General features: G+C 68.0%; 16 protein-coding genes. 4 read left to right on the top strand and 12 right to left on the bottom strand.

Going from position 1 to position 15,182, the window contains the following annotated elements; all coding sequences use genetic code 11:
* Positions 1–8: 8 nt before the first annotated feature.
* From thrC to alaC, 3 genes are all read right to left on the bottom strand, one after another.
* Positions 9–1,151 (bottom strand): threonine synthase, encoded by a 1,143-nt coding sequence (thrC, locus tag D106_RS0101945; protein WP_018867409.1) that lies wholly within the window; start codon positions 1,149–1,151, stop codon positions 9–11.
* Between the two features lie 40 nt (positions 1,152–1,191).
* Positions 1,192–2,505: a homoserine dehydrogenase gene (locus D106_RS0101940; RefSeq protein WP_018877755.1), complete on the bottom strand. Its 1,314-nt coding sequence runs from the start codon at positions 2,503–2,505 to the stop codon at positions 1,192–1,194.
* A gap of 73 nt (positions 2,506–2,578) precedes the next feature.
* Complete coding sequence (gene alaC, locus D106_RS0101935) at positions 2,579–3,802, bottom strand: alanine transaminase (protein WP_018875376.1); 1,224 nt, start codon at positions 3,800–3,802, stop codon at positions 2,579–2,581.
* Between the two features lie 189 nt (positions 3,803–3,991).
* Here alaC and D106_RS0101930 point away from each other — a divergent pair, with 189 nt between their 5' ends.
* On the top strand, positions 3,992–4,366 hold the full coding sequence (locus D106_RS0101930) for an Mth938-like domain-containing protein (RefSeq protein WP_018879028.1): 375 nt from the start codon (positions 3,992–3,994) through the stop codon (positions 4,364–4,366).
* A gap of 26 nt (positions 4,367–4,392) precedes the next feature.
* On the opposite strand, the gene rpoS is transcribed toward D106_RS0101930, so the two are convergent.
* The 5 genes from rpoS to surE are packed head-to-tail and all read right to left on the bottom strand — an operon-like array spanning position 4,393 to position 8,360.
* On the bottom strand, positions 4,393–5,481 hold the full coding sequence (rpoS, locus tag D106_RS0101925) for an RNA polymerase sigma factor RpoS (protein ID WP_018867405.1): 1,089 nt from the start codon (positions 5,479–5,481) through the stop codon (positions 4,393–4,395).
* A 23-nt stretch (positions 5,482–5,504) separates the two neighbouring features.
* Complete coding sequence (locus tag D106_RS0101920; protein ID WP_026279289.1) at positions 5,505–6,290, bottom strand: peptidoglycan DD-metalloendopeptidase family protein; 786 nt, start codon at positions 6,288–6,290, stop codon at positions 5,505–5,507.
* Positions 6,291–6,293: 3 nt separating this feature from the next.
* On the bottom strand, positions 6,294–6,878 hold the full coding sequence (locus D106_RS0101915; RefSeq protein ID WP_018879027.1) for a YqaA family protein: 585 nt from the start codon (positions 6,876–6,878) through the stop codon (positions 6,294–6,296).
* A 56-nt stretch (positions 6,879–6,934) separates the two neighbouring features.
* Entirely contained in the window at positions 6,935–7,600 is a 666-nt protein-coding gene (locus tag D106_RS0101910) for a protein-L-isoaspartate(D-aspartate) O-methyltransferase (RefSeq protein WP_018867401.1), read from the bottom strand.
* Positions 7,590–8,360 (bottom strand): 5'/3'-nucleotidase SurE, encoded by a 771-nt coding sequence (gene surE, locus D106_RS0101905; protein WP_018875374.1) that lies wholly within the window; start codon positions 8,358–8,360, stop codon positions 7,590–7,592. The genes D106_RS0101910 and surE overlap by 11 nt, the downstream gene beginning before the upstream one ends.
* Before the next feature lie 109 nt (positions 8,361–8,469).
* On the opposite strand from surE, the gene D106_RS0101900 reads away from it, so the two are divergent.
* From D106_RS0101900 to D106_RS0101890, 3 genes are all read left to right on the top strand, one after another.
* Positions 8,470–9,027: a Smr/MutS family protein gene (locus D106_RS0101900; protein WP_018867399.1), complete on the top strand. Its 558-nt coding sequence runs from the start codon at positions 8,470–8,472 to the stop codon at positions 9,025–9,027.
* Positions 9,028–9,635: 608 nt separating this feature from the next.
* Complete coding sequence (locus D106_RS0101895; protein WP_018867398.1) at positions 9,636–10,244, top strand: DUF3365 domain-containing protein; 609 nt, start codon at positions 9,636–9,638, stop codon at positions 10,242–10,244.
* 221 nt (positions 10,245–10,465) lie between these two features.
* Positions 10,466–10,897 carry a PAS sensor domain-containing protein gene (locus tag D106_RS0101890; protein WP_026279288.1) on the top strand — a complete coding sequence of 144 codons (432 nt, stop codon included), beginning with the start codon at positions 10,466–10,468 and terminating at the stop codon, positions 10,895–10,897.
* A gap of 11 nt (positions 10,898–10,908) precedes the next feature.
* On the opposite strand, the gene truD is transcribed toward D106_RS0101890, so the two are convergent.
* The 4 genes from truD to D106_RS0101870 are packed head-to-tail and all read right to left on the bottom strand — an operon-like array spanning position 10,909 to position 15,149.
* Positions 10,909–11,985, bottom strand: a complete 1,077-nt coding sequence (truD, locus tag D106_RS0101885; protein ID WP_018879026.1) for a tRNA pseudouridine(13) synthase TruD — start codon at positions 11,983–11,985, stop codon at positions 10,909–10,911.
* The gene (gene tsaB, locus D106_RS0101880; protein WP_018879025.1) at positions 11,982–12,665 is read right to left on the bottom strand and encodes a tRNA (adenosine(37)-N6)-threonylcarbamoyltransferase complex dimerization subunit type 1 TsaB; all 684 of its coding nucleotides are present in this window, start codon (positions 12,663–12,665) and stop codon (positions 11,982–11,984) included. Before tsaB ends, truD begins: the two co-directional genes overlap by 4 nt.
* On the bottom strand, positions 12,656–14,668 hold the full coding sequence (locus D106_RS0101875) for an ATP-dependent DNA helicase (RefSeq protein ID WP_155986296.1): 2,013 nt from the start codon (positions 14,666–14,668) through the stop codon (positions 12,656–12,658). Before D106_RS0101875 ends, tsaB begins: the two co-directional genes overlap by 10 nt.
* The gene (locus D106_RS0101870) at positions 14,625–15,149 is read right to left on the bottom strand and encodes a tetratricopeptide repeat protein (RefSeq protein WP_018879023.1); all 525 of its coding nucleotides are present in this window, start codon (positions 15,147–15,149) and stop codon (positions 14,625–14,627) included. The genes D106_RS0101875 and D106_RS0101870 overlap by 44 nt, the downstream gene beginning before the upstream one ends.
* Between the last annotated feature and the right edge of the window lie 33 nt (positions 15,150–15,182).

Here is a 15,182-nt window from a genome sequence, read left to right as displayed (position 1 = left end):
CCGCGGCGTCAGCTCAGGTTGTCACGAATTGCGCGGGAGACGGCGTCCAGTTCGGCCGGCACCTTGGTCGGCTGCACCACGCTCTGCGCGATCGCGGTGTCCGGGTCCTTCAGTCCGTTGCCCGTGAGCGTGCACACGACCGTCGAGCCTTCCGGGATCTTGCCGTCGCGGATGTCGCGCAGGGCGCCGGCCAGGGATGCGGCCGAGGCCGGCTCGCAGAACACGCCCTCCTTCTCGGCCAGCAGCTTCTGCGCGGCCAGGATCTCGTCGTCCTGGCATTCGTCGAACCAGCCACCCGACTCTTCGCGCACCGTCCACGCCATGTCCCAGGACTGCGGATGGCCAATGCGAATCGCGGTCGCCACGGTATCCGGGTTGTCCACCATCGCGCCGCGCATGAACGGCGCGGAGCCCGAGGCCTGGTAGCCCACCATATGCGGGCGGTTACCCACCATGCCGCCTCCGGCATATTTGCAGTGGCCCTTGCAATAGGCGCAGGCATCGGTCACGTCGTCACTGCTCTTGGCCGCCATCTCGCTGTAGCCGATCCAGTGCGCGGTGATGTTACCCGCGTTGCCCACCGGCAGGCAGTGATAGTCCGGGGCCCGACCCAGCTCCTCGACGATTTCGAAAGCGGCGGTCTTCTGGCCCTGCAGGCGATACGGATTGACCGAGTTCACCAGGGTCACCGGGGTGTTGGAGGCCACTTCCTTGACCAGGCGCATGCCGTCGTCGAAGTTGCCCTCGATCTGAATCACCGTCGCGCCATGCATCATCGCCTGGGCCAGCTTGCCCATCGCGATCTTGCCATCCGGGATCACCACGAACGCGGTGATCCCGGCGCGGGCGGCATAGGCAGCCGCCGCCGCGGAGGTGTTGCCGGTGGAGGCGCAGACGATCGCCCGCGAGCCCTCTTCCACCGCCTTGGTCACGGCCATGGTCATGCCACGGTCCTTGAACGAACCGGTGGGGTTCAGGCCCTCGAACTTCACGTAGATCTCGACCTCCCGCGCCAGATCACGCGGGATGTTGTTCAGCCGGATCAGCGGCGTGTTGCCCTCGCCCAGCGAGATGATGCGGGTGTCGTCATGCACCGGCAGGCGGTCGCGGTAGCGTTCAATCAGTCCGGTATAGCGGTGTCCAAAGGCCATGATGTTCTCTGTCGTTGCGGTTGCAGTCCGGGCGCCGGGATCAGCGCGCCAGCCCTTCCATGCGGATACGGGTAATCGGGGTCAGCAGGTGATCCAGCGCCTCGAGCGCGGTAATCGCCTCGTTCATCGCACCCTCGCGCACCTTGTGCGTCAGCATGATGATCGTCGCCTCGCCGCGCTCCGGATCCGGTTCACGCTGCAGGATGGCCTCGATGCTGATGCCGTGCTCGCCGAGGATGCGGGTGATGTCGGCCAGCACGCCCGGACGGTCCTGCGTGCGCAGACGCAGGTAGAACGACGTCTCGACGTCCGCCAGATCCAGCACCGGCTTGTCCGACAAGGCATCCGGCTGGAAGGCCAGATGCGGCACGCGATTCTCGGGATCGGTGGTCAGGGCACGCACCACGTCGACCAGATCGGCCACCACGGCCGAGGCGGTGGCCTCCGCGCCCGCACCCGCACCGTAGTAAAGCGTCGGGCCCACGGCGTCGGCGTTGACCAGCACCGCGTTCATCACGCCGTCCACGTTGGCGATCAACCGGCGTTCCGGGATCAGCGTGGGGTGCACCCGCAGCTCGTAGCCCTTGGGCGTGCGCCGGGCGATACCCAGGTGCTTGATGCGGTAGCCCAGCTCGGCGGCGAAACCGACATCCTCGCGGGTGATGTTGCTGATGCCTTCCACCGCCACGCGGTCGAACTGCAGCGGAATGCCGAAGGCAATGGAGGCCAGGATCGCGAGCTTGTGGGCCGCATCGATGCCCTCCACGTCAAAGGTCGGGTCGGCCTCGGCATAGCCCAGTGCCTGGGCCTCGGCCAGCACGTCCTCGAAATCGCGACCCTTGTCGCGCATCTCGGTCAGGATGAAGTTGCCGGTGCCGTTGATGATGCCGGCCAGCCATTCGATCTGGTTGCCGGCCAGGCCCTCGCGAATCGCCTTGATAATCGGGATGCCACCGGCCACCGCGGCCTCGAAGGCGACCATCACGCCCTTTTGCTGGGCGCGCTCGAAGATCGTGTTGCCGTGCAAAGCGATCAGGGCCTTGTTCGCGGTGACCACGTGCTTGCCGGCGTCGATCGCGGCCAGCACCAGGTTCAGGGCCGGGTCGGTCCCGCCCATCAGTTCGACGACGACCTCGACCTCGGGGTCATTCACGACCGCCGCCGGATCGGTGGTCAGCCGAATCTGCGAACAGTCACATTCCCGCTCGCGGTTGACATCGCGCGCGGCGGCCGCCACGACCTGGATATCGCGACCCGCGCGGCGGGCGATCTCGGTGCCGTTGCGCGCGAGCACGTTCACCGTGCCGCAGCCCACCGTACCCAGTCCAAGAATTCCGATCTTTACCGGCGTCATAGCCTTGCTGTCCTTGACGTCAGGCGCCGTCCGGCGCCCGGTGTTGATTGCATTCGAACGCGGCCCGCGCGCCTCAGGCGTTCGAACCCGAGCTTTCCTCGGCCGCGTCGGCGAGGATCGAGTCGGCCCGGAACATCGCCTTGATCCCGCGCAGCGCCTGGCGGGTGCGCTGTTCGTTCTCGATCAGGCTGAAGCGCACGTGGTCATCGCCATAGTTGCCGAACCCGATGCCCGGCGAGACGGCCACCTTGGCGTCACGCAGCATCTTCTTCGCGAACTCCAGCGATCCCATCTCGCGGTACGGTTCCGGGATCGGGGCCCAGACGAACATGGTCGCCTTCGGCTTTTCCACCTGCCAGCCGAGCTTGTTGAGGCCGTCGCAGAGTACATCCCGGCGCACGCGGTACAACTCGCGGATCTCCTCGACACAGTCCTGCGGACCTTCCAGCGCCGCGATCGCGGCCACCTGGATCGGGGTAAAGGTCCCGTAATCGAGGTAGGACTTGATGCGCGCGAGGGCGGCCACCAGCGTCGGATTGCCGCACATGAAGCCCACGCGCCAGCCGGGCATGTTGTAGGTCTTGGACAGGGTGTAGAACTCCACCGCAATGTCCTTGGCACCCGGCACCTCGAAGATCGACGGCGCCTTGTAGCCGTCGAAGCTGATCTCGGCATACGCCAGATCGTGCACGATCCAGATGCCGTGTTCCTTGCAGATCGCCACCACCCGCTCGAAGAACTCGAGGTCCACGCATTGCGTGGTCGGGTTCGCCGGGAAGTTCAGGATCAGCATCTTCGGCTTCGGCCAGGAGTCCTGGATTGCGCGCTCCAGCTCGGCGAAGAAGTCGACATCCGGCGTCAGCGGCACATGGCGCACATCGGCGCCGGCGATCACGCAGCCATACGGATGAATGGGATACGCCGGGTTCGGCACCAGGACGGCATCCCCCGGCCCCAGGGTCGCCAGTGCCAGGTGCGCCAGGCCCTCCTTGGAACCGATGGTCACGATGGCCTCGGTCTCCGGGTCCAGATCCACGTCGAACTGGGTCTTGTACCAGCGGGTGATCGCACGCCGCAGGCGCGGGATGCCCTTGGACACGGAGTACCGATGGGTATCGCCGCGCTGGGCCGCCTCGCACAGCTTGTCCACGATGTGCTGCGGCGTCGGCTGGTCGGGGTTGCCCATCCCGAAGTCGATGATGTCCTCGCCACGGGCGCGGGCCTCGGCCTTCAACTGGTTCACGATGTTGAAGACGTAGGGCGGGAGGCGCTCAATACGGGGGAAGACGTCGGTCACGGGTCTGGGTCCTGGTTGGGGCCTTGGCGGTTGTTTTCCGGGACCCTGTAGGCCCCTCCGGATGCCGCACCGGAAAGCGCGCCAAAGTATAACCCGGGCCCGGACCTGTCAACGAATCGGGGCGCCGCTGCCCTCGCGCGAGGGCACCCGTTCTTGAGTCATTCACGGCGCCGGAGTAGCGTACGCAGCATGTTGTTCTCCGAAGTCACCAGCGAAGAGTCCTACATCGTGACCGGCTACGAGGCCGGTCGCGTCGGGATCAATCAGGTGGCCCACAGCCGCAGCCTGATTGTCCGCCCGCACCAGCTGCAAACCGACTGGCCGGTGCAGGCGGCGGACGAGCTGCGGGTGGATCACCTGCAAGCCGTACTGGACACCCCGCCCGAGGTGCTGCTGATCGGCACCGGCGAGCTGCAGCGGTTTCCGGACCGTGCGGTCTGGCGACACCTTCGCTCTCAGGGGCTGGGCGTGGAGATCATGGATACCGCGGCGGCCTGCCGCACCTACAACCTGATCATGGCGGAGGGCCGCGACGTCGCCGCAGCTCTGATCATCGAGGGGTAGTCGGACCACCGCCCGGGGAACCCGGGTCAGGAGTTCGGCAGGACCTCGTCGCCCTTCATCCCGCGCGATTCGAGCAGCTTGCGCAGCCGCTTGAGGGCATCCATCTGAATTTGCCGCACGCGTTCGCGGGTCACGCCGATCTCCGACCCCACCTGCTCCAGCGTCGAGCGTTCGAAACCGTGCAGCCCGAAACGCCGCACCAGCACCTCGCGCTGTTTGTGGTCGAGCTCCGCCAGCCAGGCCTCCACCAGGTGGTGGAGGTCCTGATCCTCCAGCAGTGTGGACGGCTCCGGAGCATTCGCATCGGCGAGGATGTCGGTCAGCGAGCGGTCCCCGTCCGGGCCCGACGGCAGGTCCATCGAGGTCGAGGGCTCGGACATCGCGCGCAGCTTCTGGATCTCGGCCACCGGCTTGCCGAGGCGCTGCGCCAGCTCCTCCTCGCTCGGGTCGCGGCCGAGTTCCTGGGTCAGGTTACGCGCGATCCGCGCATGCATGCGCAGTTCCTTGCTGACATGCACGGGAATGCGGATCGTCCGCCCCTGATTCATCAGGGCCCGCTCGATGGTCTGGCGGATCCACCAGGTCGCATAGGTGGAAAACCGGAACCCCCGCTCCGGGTCGAACTTCTCGACCGCGTGCATCAGACCGAGGTTGCCTTCCTCGATCAGATCCAGCAGTGGCAGCCCCCGGTTGAGGTAACGCCTGGCAATCTTTACCACCAGCCGCAGGTTGCACTCGATCATGCGGCGCCGACCGGCGTCATCGCCCTGACGTGCCAGCCGGGCGTACTTGCGTTCTTCATCGGGGGTCAGCAGCGGACGGTATTCAATATCGCGCAGGTAGATCTGGATGGCATCCAGCTCGGCCGGCCGGGCATCACGCAGGGTCTTCGGCCGCACGGGGGCCTCGGTTTCCGGCTCAAGGCCAACCGTGACCTCGGGGGCCACCTGCGCCGCGTCGTCCTCGGCATCTTCAGGATCTTCGGGGGCTTGCATGGACTCGACCGGCCGGGCCAGATCTTCGGGCAGCGCCTCCCCGTCTTCGTCCTCGGCCGGGCCTTCGGTCAGGCGTTCGTCATCCAGTTCCGGGTCCACCGGCTGCCGGGTCTTGGCCATGTAGTGTCCTGCTCTTGATCGTTTCAGCGATCCGGGAGATAGCGCGTCGGGTCTACCGGCGTCCCATCCACCCGGATCTCGAAATGCAGCATCGGGCGCTCGGCCCCCGACGAGCCCAGACGCGCGATCGTGTCACCCGCCTGCACCCGGTCACCCTCCGAAACCAGCAGTTCATCGTTGTGCCCGTAGGCGCTGAGGAACCGCGCATCGTGTTTGAGGATGACCAATCGACCATACCCCACGAGACCGCCGCCTGCATAGACCACTTCGCCGGCCCGCGTCGCGCGGACGTTATCTCCACGTTCGCCGCCGATCGCCAGGCCTCGCCGCGTGCCGCTACTGGAGAAGCCGCGCAATACCTGGCCGTCCGCGGGCCATTGCCAGCCCCCCGGATCGGCAGGCGCCGAACTCGGACTGGAACTCGAACTGCTGGAGGTCGAGCTGGACGCCCCACTGCTGGAGCTGCTGCCACTCCCGGAACTGCCGGACGAGGACGATCGCGAACTCGGCGCGGACGATGCCTGAGGCGCGCTGGGCGGGGACGAGCGGGCGGCGCCCCGCAGCCGCAGGCGCTGCCCCGGGTGGATCAAATAGGGGGCATCGATCGCGTTGCGCCGCGCGAGGTCACGCCATTCGAGCCCATAGCGCTGGGCAATTCGATAAAGCGTCTCGTTGCGCTGCACGACGTGCGTATCCGGCATCGAGGCCCCGCTCCCGCTGGGGGCCCGCGCCGCGCAACCGGCCAGCGTGCCCACGATCAGGGCCAGCAGTACGATCGTCAGCACCCCCTGAACCGCGTGCAGGCGCATCGGTCAGTCCATGACCAGGTAAACCGCCATGACCGCGACCAGCAGGATCACTGCGGCCCAGCCCAGGCGTTCCATGTACGGGCGCAGGTGCTGCTCCGCGCGCGGACCGGCCCAGGCCATGAACAGCGCCACCAGAAAGAAGCGCAGCCCGCGCCCGACCAGCGAGGCGATGAAGAACGGCAGCAAGGCCATCGACAAGGCCCCGGCGGTGACGGTGAACAGCTTGTAGGGGATCGGCGAGAAACCGGCAATCAGCACCACCCATACCCCCCAGGTCGCGAACCAGGCCTCGGCCTGGCGCAACTCCTCGCCATACCCCACCTGCCGCAACCAGGGGCCGATCCACTCGAACGCCAGCCAGCCAATCAGGTAACCCAGCAGACCGCCGAGGGCAGAAAACAGTGTCGTCAGCGCGGCCAGACGCCAGGCCGAGCGCGGGCGAGCGGCCGCCATGGGCGCCAGCATCACGTCCGGCGGGACCGGAAAGAACGAGGATTCGGCGAACGAAAGCCCGGCCAGATAGCGCGGCGCGTGGGGGTGACGGGACCATCCCATCACCCGGTCGTATAGGGGCTCGAAGAGCTTCATCGGCGCCACACCACCATCGGCTCAGTCACACCCACCCGGAAGGGGCGTCACCCGCGTCACTGCTCGGCCCCCGGTAGCATGGGCACGAACATCACGGCATCCAGGATGTCGCGCACGTAGGCCTCCTCCGTCCGGGTGTAGCGCACCAGTTGCTGGCGCCCGTCCGGACCCTCCACCGGCGCGACCAACCGGCCGCCCAGCGCCAGCTGGGTCAGCAGCGCCTCCGGCACCTCCCGGGGAGCGGCGGTCAGGATGATGCCGTCGAACGGCCCCTTCTCCGGCCACCCTTCCCCACCGTCGCTGTGGCGCAGGTTCACGTTGTTGATCCCCAGACGACTGAGAAGCTCGCGCGCGTTGCGGCTCAGCGCCTGGATGCGTTCCACCGAAAAAACCCGATCCACGATCTGGGCCAGCACGGCGGCCTGATAGCCCGAGCCCGTCCCGATCTCCAGGACCGTGCGCGGGCGATCACCTTCCAGCAGGGCCTCGGTCATCCGCGCAACGATAAAGGGCTGGGAAATGGTCTGGCGATGACCGATCGGCAAGGCCGTGTTCTCGTAGGCACGGTGCCCCAGAGCCTCTTCTACGAACAGGTGGCGCGGGATGCTGCGCACGGCCTCCAGGACCCGTGGATCGCGAATCCCCTGCCCCTCCAGGATCCGGACCAGGCGATCGCGCGCCCGCTGCGAGGTCAGGCCCGCGCCGGCGGCATCAGGAACCATGCCCAGCCTCCGGCAGGGAATCGTCCAGCCAGCGCCCTACCGTATCGATCGCGTCAAAGCGGGTCAGGTCCACCTGGATCGGCGTGACCGAGACATACCCCTCGCGCACCGCATGGAAATCCGTACCGGGCCCGGCATCCTGTTCCGAACCGGCCGGCCCGACCCAGTAGATCGGACGCCCGCGGGGATCCTCGTCCGCGATCATCGGCTCGGCCCGGTGGCGATGCCCCAGGCGCGTGGCCTGGACCCCGCGGATCTCGGCGCGCGGCAGGTCGGGGACGTTCACGTTCAGGATGGTGGCCGCCGGCAGCGGCACGCGATTGATGCGGTCCAGCAGCTCGACCACCACGCTCGCGGCGGCGTCGTAATGGCGCAGGTCCGGCCCCACCAGCGAGACCGCGATCGCCGGGAGTCCCAGGAAGCGCCCCTCCATCGCGGCGGCGACCGTGCCCGAATAAAGCACGTCATCCCCCATGTTGGCACCGGCATTGATGCCGGAGATCACCACGTCCGGTTCCTGCTGCAAAAGGCCGGTGATCGCCAGGTGGACACAGTCGGTCGGCGTCCCGTCCACCTGCACGTCGCCCCCCTGAAGGTGACGCGTGCGCAGCGGCCGCACCAGGGTCAGACTGTTGCTCGCGCCACTGCGATCGCGGTCGGGCGCCACCACATGGACCTCGGCAATCCGGCGCAGATGCGTCGCCAGGCACTGAATGCCCGGGGCGTGAATTCCATCGTCGTTGCTAACCAGAATGCGCATGCAGGAAAGGGGCCGTTGAGAGGGCTCTTAATATACTGGAAACCGTCCGGGCCGGGCCCGTCGCTCGACACGATCGCGCCCGCCCCCCGAAAAGTGCGAGTATCCTGCCATGAACTCCGGGGATGATCCCAACGATTTCGACGAATTCCTGCAGGCGGTTGGCAACGTTCGTCGACTCCACAGCGATCAGGCCGACGTGCGGCCGCCGCGGCCCGCCGCCCGGGCCCGCCAGCGCGACGCCGACGAGGCCCAGGCCCACGCCGACTGGCTCAGCGATCCACTCAACGCCGCTGACCTGCAGCCCGGCGATGAACTCCGCTTCGCGCGCCCGGGTATCAGCCAGCGGGTATTCCGCAAGCTGCGCGGCGGGCATTACCGCATCCAGGACGAGATCGACCTGCATGGCCTGTTCGCCGACGAGGCGCGCCGCGCCATCGGCCTGTTCCTGGACGACGCCCGCCGGGAAGGCGCCCTGTGCGTTCGCATCGTGCATGGCAAGGGACTGCGCTCGCGCCAGCAAGGCCCGGTCCTCAAGGGCCTCACCGACCACTGGCTGCGCCAGCGCGACGACGTACTGGCCTTTTGTTCCGCACGCCCGGCCGACGGTGGAACCGGGGCGGTCTACGTCCTGCTCAAACGCCCGCGCAACCCGGATTCCGCTCGCTGAGGGAGACGCTGATTTAATCGCACGTCCGCGTTGGTGCCCCCCCCAGTTGTTCGAGACAAACGTTCCGAGACAAGGCGCGTCGTGCAGCGGGTAGTGGTTCTACCCGCCCGTTTCTGATGGATTCGGGGCGCAACGCAGGATCGGGCCATATTCATTCAGAATCGGGGGGCACCAACCCCACAAGCTATTGAAAGCAGGGGCTCGGCCGCCCGTTGTTATCAAAAACGGGCATGCGCACGGCGTTGCGGCTCCCGTGTGCAGAATGACTGCACGGCAGTCACCGCGCCTTGTTCGCACGCAAAAGCGACTCGAGCGCGGACGTGCGATTAAATCAGCGTCTCCCTGAGCCCCCACGCGCACGGGCCGCGACCGCCGCAACCAACGACGCACTCACATACGGCCCTTGCCATATTCGCAATTCGCGATATTCACGCTTAGACTGAGTTGAGGCCTGTGAGGTGTTTTACGGAATTCGGTAGGGAAACAAGCCTGCTCGGCTAAACTTTCCGTACCCCCTTCCTTGCATTCCAACCATTATCGGTCCATGCTTTGTACAGCTCTTGTATAGGTACAGGACGCAACGGACTCTGCACTGCGAGGTATTTGCCATGAAGAACTGGAAGCTTGCCCCCCTGGCCCTCGGCCTGATCGCATTCACCGCCGGCAGCGGCTACGCCAGTGCCGACACGATGCCCCAGCTGAGCCAGGATGATCTGCAGGAACGCATCGCCGCCAATCGTGACGCCATCCAGAAGTTCGCCAGCACCCTGCAGGGCGAGCTGATGTCCGCCATGCAATCGGGCGGCCCGACCGAGGCCATCCAGGTCTGCAACGAACGCGCCCCCGAGATTGCACGTGACATCTCGGCCGAGACCGGCATCGAGATCGGTCGCACCAGCCTGAAGCTGCGTAACCAGAACAACGCCCCGGACCGCTGGGAACGCCTCACCCTGCAGGGCTTCGAGGCCCAGCACGCGGCCGGCACACCGGCCGCGGATCTCCCGCCCCGCTTCGGCGTGGTCGAGGCCGAAGACGGCGAGCCGAAGTTCCGCTTCATGGCCGCCATCCCGACCGGCGGGGCCTGCCTCACCTGCCACGGATCCGAGGTCAGCGGCGAAGTAAAGCACGCGCTGGAACGTCTGTACCCCGAAGATCAGGCGACCGGCTTCCGCGAGGGTGACGTGCGCGGCGCCTTCACCGTGACCCAGGAGATGTGAATCTTCGTGTGGCTCCGGCGAACAGCCCGTACCCCATCGAGAAAGGCCGCCTTCGGGCGGCCTTTTTTACGTCCGTGCCACGCGAAAACATCCCGGCTGGTGTCCGATTTTTGAACACAGTGGCACCGGAACGTGCTATTTTCGTGCCATACAAGCGCGGAGGTTGCGCCCGGTACAGGGCCCTGGCGCGCTCGACTCGCAGACCAGATCGCTACACGTTTATGACCCGAACGATAGACACCGAACTCCTCGCCCTCGCCGTGGACGCCTCCAACGACGGCATCGTCATCGCCGAGCGCGAGGGCGACGACAACATCCTGATCTACGTCAATCGGGCCTTCGAAGAACTCACCGGCTACCGCTCCGAAGAGATCCTCTACCGTGACTGCCGGTTCCTCCAGGGCCACGACACCGATCAGGAGGTGCGCCAGGAGATCCGCTCGGCCATCGAGGAAAACCGCCCCTGCCGCGTGACCCTGCGCAATTACCGCAAGGACGGCAGCCTGTTCTGGAACGAACTGTCGCTGACCCCGGTATTCAACGACGAGGACCGGCTCACGTACTACATCGGCATCCAGAAGGACATCACCGACCGCGTGGAGGCCGAACAGCGCGCCGAACGCGCCGAAAGCAAGCTCAAGAACTCCGCCTGAGCCCGCCCCGGTCAGCCCGACCGGTCCGCGTCCCGCGCGTTGCCAATCGCGTCCAGGACCCCCGTCGCATATTCCCCGGCCCCCAGTTCCAGCGACAACCACAGGTCGTCGCCCTCCCAGCGCCATGCAACGGCCCGCGGTACCATGCGCAGTGATCGGCGGGCGGCCCGGACACCCTCCTGCTCCAGTCCTTCCGCCAATACCGGTTCTTCTGCAGCGATGGCCGCCTCCAGCGCCGCCACCTCGCCCGCCGTCTGCATGGCGCCACGGCCCCACAGGGGCCCGGTCGGATGGATGTCAAGGCGGGCGGCACGGGCCTCCAGCTCGGCATCCACCTCCGGTACCGCGAACACGCTGCCGGAGCCTTCCAGATTGGCCACGTCCCCCGGCAACAACCGGTCCCAGTCGCCACGGCGCACGCGGGCCGCGAGTACCGCGTTGAAGATCGCCGAGCGCGCGGCGGAGAGCAGGAGACTGCGCTGATTGCGGCTGCGCGGCGCCCGCCCGCCACCCAGCCAGACGCGCGCCCGTTCCAGGTTATCGCGACCAAAGCGCTGCGCGCCGAAGTAATTCGGGATGCCCCCGTCACGCACCGCCGCCAGGATCGATTCCGCCGCCGCCCGGTCACCCTGCACGGCGCCCAGTCGGATCTCGAAGCGGTTGCCGGCCAGGTGGCCGGTGCGCAGCTTGCGCGCGTGGCGCATCACGCGCAGCACCCGCATCCAGCTGCCCGTCGCCTCGGCCTCCTGTGCGGTATTCCAGGCCTCGGCCCGGCCGGCCCAATCCGGCTCGGACTCGGGCGGGCACTGCACGCTGAACCACTGGCGGGTAACGGCCTGACGGTCCTTGCGCCCGGCGTAGCTCACCCGGCCGCGTCCCGCACCTGACTCGCGTCCCAGCCACACGGCCACGTCCTCCGAGTTCAGCAGGCGCTTCTCGATCTCCAGCCAGACATGCTCGCCTTGCCCCTCGGGCGTCGTGGCGGGTACCTCCTCGACCCGAAAGTCCTCCGGCTGCGCCTTGATCGTGGCGACCAGCGGTGGCAACCACGGGTAGGGAGTGGCGTCGTTTTCGGTTTCCCGGCTCATCGCGGCGTGGCCGGGCGGGCGACATCGTTGCGGATATACTCCGGCTGCGCATACTCGGGGGCCACGGCCTCGCCACGCTCCCAGGCGTCCACTGCCAGCAGGGCGATCTCGCGGGCATCCGGCAGCGCGTCGGGATCCACGGCGGCCATGGCCAGCCCGTGCGCGGCCGCCAGTTCGGGGAAGGCGGCGAACGCGGATCCCAGACCGAAACGCTCGCCCTCGGGCCAGGCAGGCGCCAGGCTGGCAGGCGCCCCGACCTGTTCCGCCGCCGTCTCCACGCGGTCCCCCCGGACCGGACAAAGGCTCCAGTAAATCTCGCCCATGCGCGCGTCCAGTGCCGCCAGTACGGCTGCCGGCCGTCGCCCCTCCCGCAGGGCCTGTTGCGCCAGGGCCTGCAGCGTGGAGACCGGCACCACGGGGCGATCCAGCGCGAAAGCCATCCCCTGTGCCACCCCCAGGCCGAGGCGGACGCCCGTGAAGGCCCCGGGGCCGCGGCCCACCGCCACGCCATCCAGGCTGGCGCGCGGGATATCTGCCTCGCGCAGCAGCTGTTCCACCTGCCCCAGGATCAATTCCCCGTGGCGCCGCGCCGCGCGCTCGGCAACGCCCAGGATCTCGCCATCGATATACAGGGCGGCCGAACACTGTTCAGTTGCGGTTTCGAGCGCAATCAGGCGCATGTATTCGTCTCCCGGGCCTGCTCCAGGAAGCGCAGCGCGGCCGCCGGTTCCCGGGTGCGATGGAACGGCGGCAGGCTGGCGAGAAAACGCCGACCGTAGGATTTTCCGGTCAGGCGCGGATCGCACAGGGCCAGGATGCCGGCATCATCAGCATCCCGGATCAACCGCCCCGCGCCCTGCTTCAGGGCCAGCACGGCCTGCGGCAGGGTGAACTCCATGAACGGCGAGCGACCTTCGGCCTCCAGCGCGGACGCGCGCGCCTGCAGGACGGGATCGTTGGGCGCGGCGAACGGCAGGCGATCGATGATCACGATCGACAGCGCCTCGCCGCGGATGTCCACTCCTTCCCAGAAGCTGTGGGCCCCCAGCAGCCAGGCCGTCCCCGACTCGCGAAACCGCGCCAGCAAATCGCCCCGCGGCTGTTCGCCCTGGACCAGCAGCTCGCGATCGCGGGGCAGTTCGGCGCGCAGGATAGCGGCCGCCTCCTGCAAGGCCCGGTGACTGGTAAACAGGAAGAACCCGCCGCCCGGGTTGTCCCGCAACAGCGGCCACGCCCAGGCAATGCAGGCCCGGGTATATCCCGGATCGTTGGGATTGGGCAGCGGTGGCTGCGGATGCACCAGGCAGGCCTGACGGGGAAAATCGAAGGGACTGTCCAGGCGTTCACTGGCCACGTCCGCGGGGAGTCCGAGCCGTCGCGCCGCATGGCTGAAGTCCTCTCCCACGGCGAGCGTGGCCGAGGTAAAGATCCATGCCGCCGGACGCGCGGCCCGGCGCTGCGCGAGCGGACGCGCCGCATCCAGCGGCGTCCGATGCAGCGTCAGGCTCTGGCTGAAGCGCTCGGCCCAGGCCACGGTATCCGGGGTCTCCTCGCGCCATTCCCGCAGGCGCTCCAGCAACAGGGCGCTGCGCCCGCGCAGCTGCTCCAGCCCCGGCGCCCGCGCCGCGGCGGCCTCCAGGGCGTCCCCGACAAACCCCAGGGTCGCGTCAAGGCGGTCCAGCAACGGATCCAGGGCACCCTCCGGGTTGACCGTATCCCAGCTGGAACGCCCCTCCCAGGTCCGCGACGCCTCGAGGAACTCGGCGACGCACGCCTCCAGTTCCGCGACCCGCTGGCGAATGTCCAGCATCTCCGGCGCATGCTGTTCCTGTTCACGCCGCGTGTCCCGCCCCAGCTCCCGCAGGGCGCGCGTGCCGACGGCAATCCCGAAGAACGATCCGGCAATATCCGGCAACTGGTGCGCCTCGTCGACGATCACCGCGTCCACCTCGGGCAGCAGTTCTCCGAAACCTTCCTCCTTCAGGGCCATGTCCGCGAGCAGCAGGTGGTGGTTGACCACCACTACGTCCGCCTCCTGGGCACGCTTGCGCGCCTGCACCACAAAGCAATCGTTGTAGTTCGGGCATTCCCCGCCCAGGCAGTTGTCCACGGTCGAGGTCACCTGCGGCCAGAGTCGCGAGTCCTCCGCGAGGATCCCGGCCAGCCCCAGATCCCCGGTGTCACTGGTGCGCGCGAACCGCTGCAGGGCCTCGATCACCGGCAACTGGTCACGGCGTACTCCGCCACCGGTCGCGCCGCCCGCCTCGGCCGCTGCCAGTTCCAGGCGATAGTGGCAAAGGTAGTTGGCCCGGCCCTTCAGCAGGGCTGCGCGCGGACGATAGCCCAGCGCCTCGCAGACCACCGGCAGGTCGCGTTCGAAGAGCTGGTCCTGCAGGGTCTTGGTACCGGTGGAGATCAGGGCGCGGCGGCGCGCCTGCAGGATCGGCACCAGATAGGCGAAGGTCTTGCCCACCCCGGTGGCCGCCTCGACCAGCAGGGCGGTGGGTGCGGTGGCCAGGGCCTCCTCCACCGCCACGGCCATGCGCTGCTGCGGCTCGCGCGGGCGAAAGCCGGCAACGGCCTCCGCCAGGTCGCCCCCCGGGCTCAGGGCGTGAACGGCCGCCGATCCCGCCGCCGCGTCAGACAACGTCGGCTTCCAGACGGCGGATCGCCTCGCGGGCATCCTCGGCACCGGCGGCATCGCCCAGGGCCTCGCGCGCCGCGAGGATCACGCGCCAGTTTTTCAGCCCGAGCTCGCGGTCGGTCCCACCCGCCAGCCGCAGCGAACGCTCCGCCAGGCGCTCGGCCTGTTCGTGGCGACCCTGTTCCAGACGCAGGGCGGCCATCTGATGCCAGAGGCCCGCATCCCGTGGCGCGATGCGCAAGGCCCGTTCCAGGCGTTGTTCCGCCCGCGCGGTATCCCCGGCCTGGCGCGCCGACTCGGCCTGCTGGGCCAGCTGCAGGGCCGCGCCAGGGGTCGGGTCGCGTTCCGGCTCGGGGGCATCACGCTCCTCTTGCGCCGGATCCTCATCAACGGCCCTCTCGGTCGCGTCGGGCGCGGGCGCGCCGGCGTCGCGCGGCGCCGGGGTCGCGCAGGCCGCCAGTACAAGCGCCAGCGCGAAGACACCCGCGCCCTGTACCGCCCGCCAGCCGCCCTTGGCCATCCGCGGCTTCCGGGACCGGTCCTCTGCAATACG

Source organism: Thioalkalivibrio sp. ALE9 (assembly GCF_000377445.1).
GTDB lineage: Bacteria > Pseudomonadota > Gammaproteobacteria > Ectothiorhodospirales > Ectothiorhodospiraceae > Thioalkalivibrio.
The sequence above is the reverse complement of the archived record's forward strand: the minus strand, read 5'-3'. Positions and strand labels throughout refer to the sequence as shown.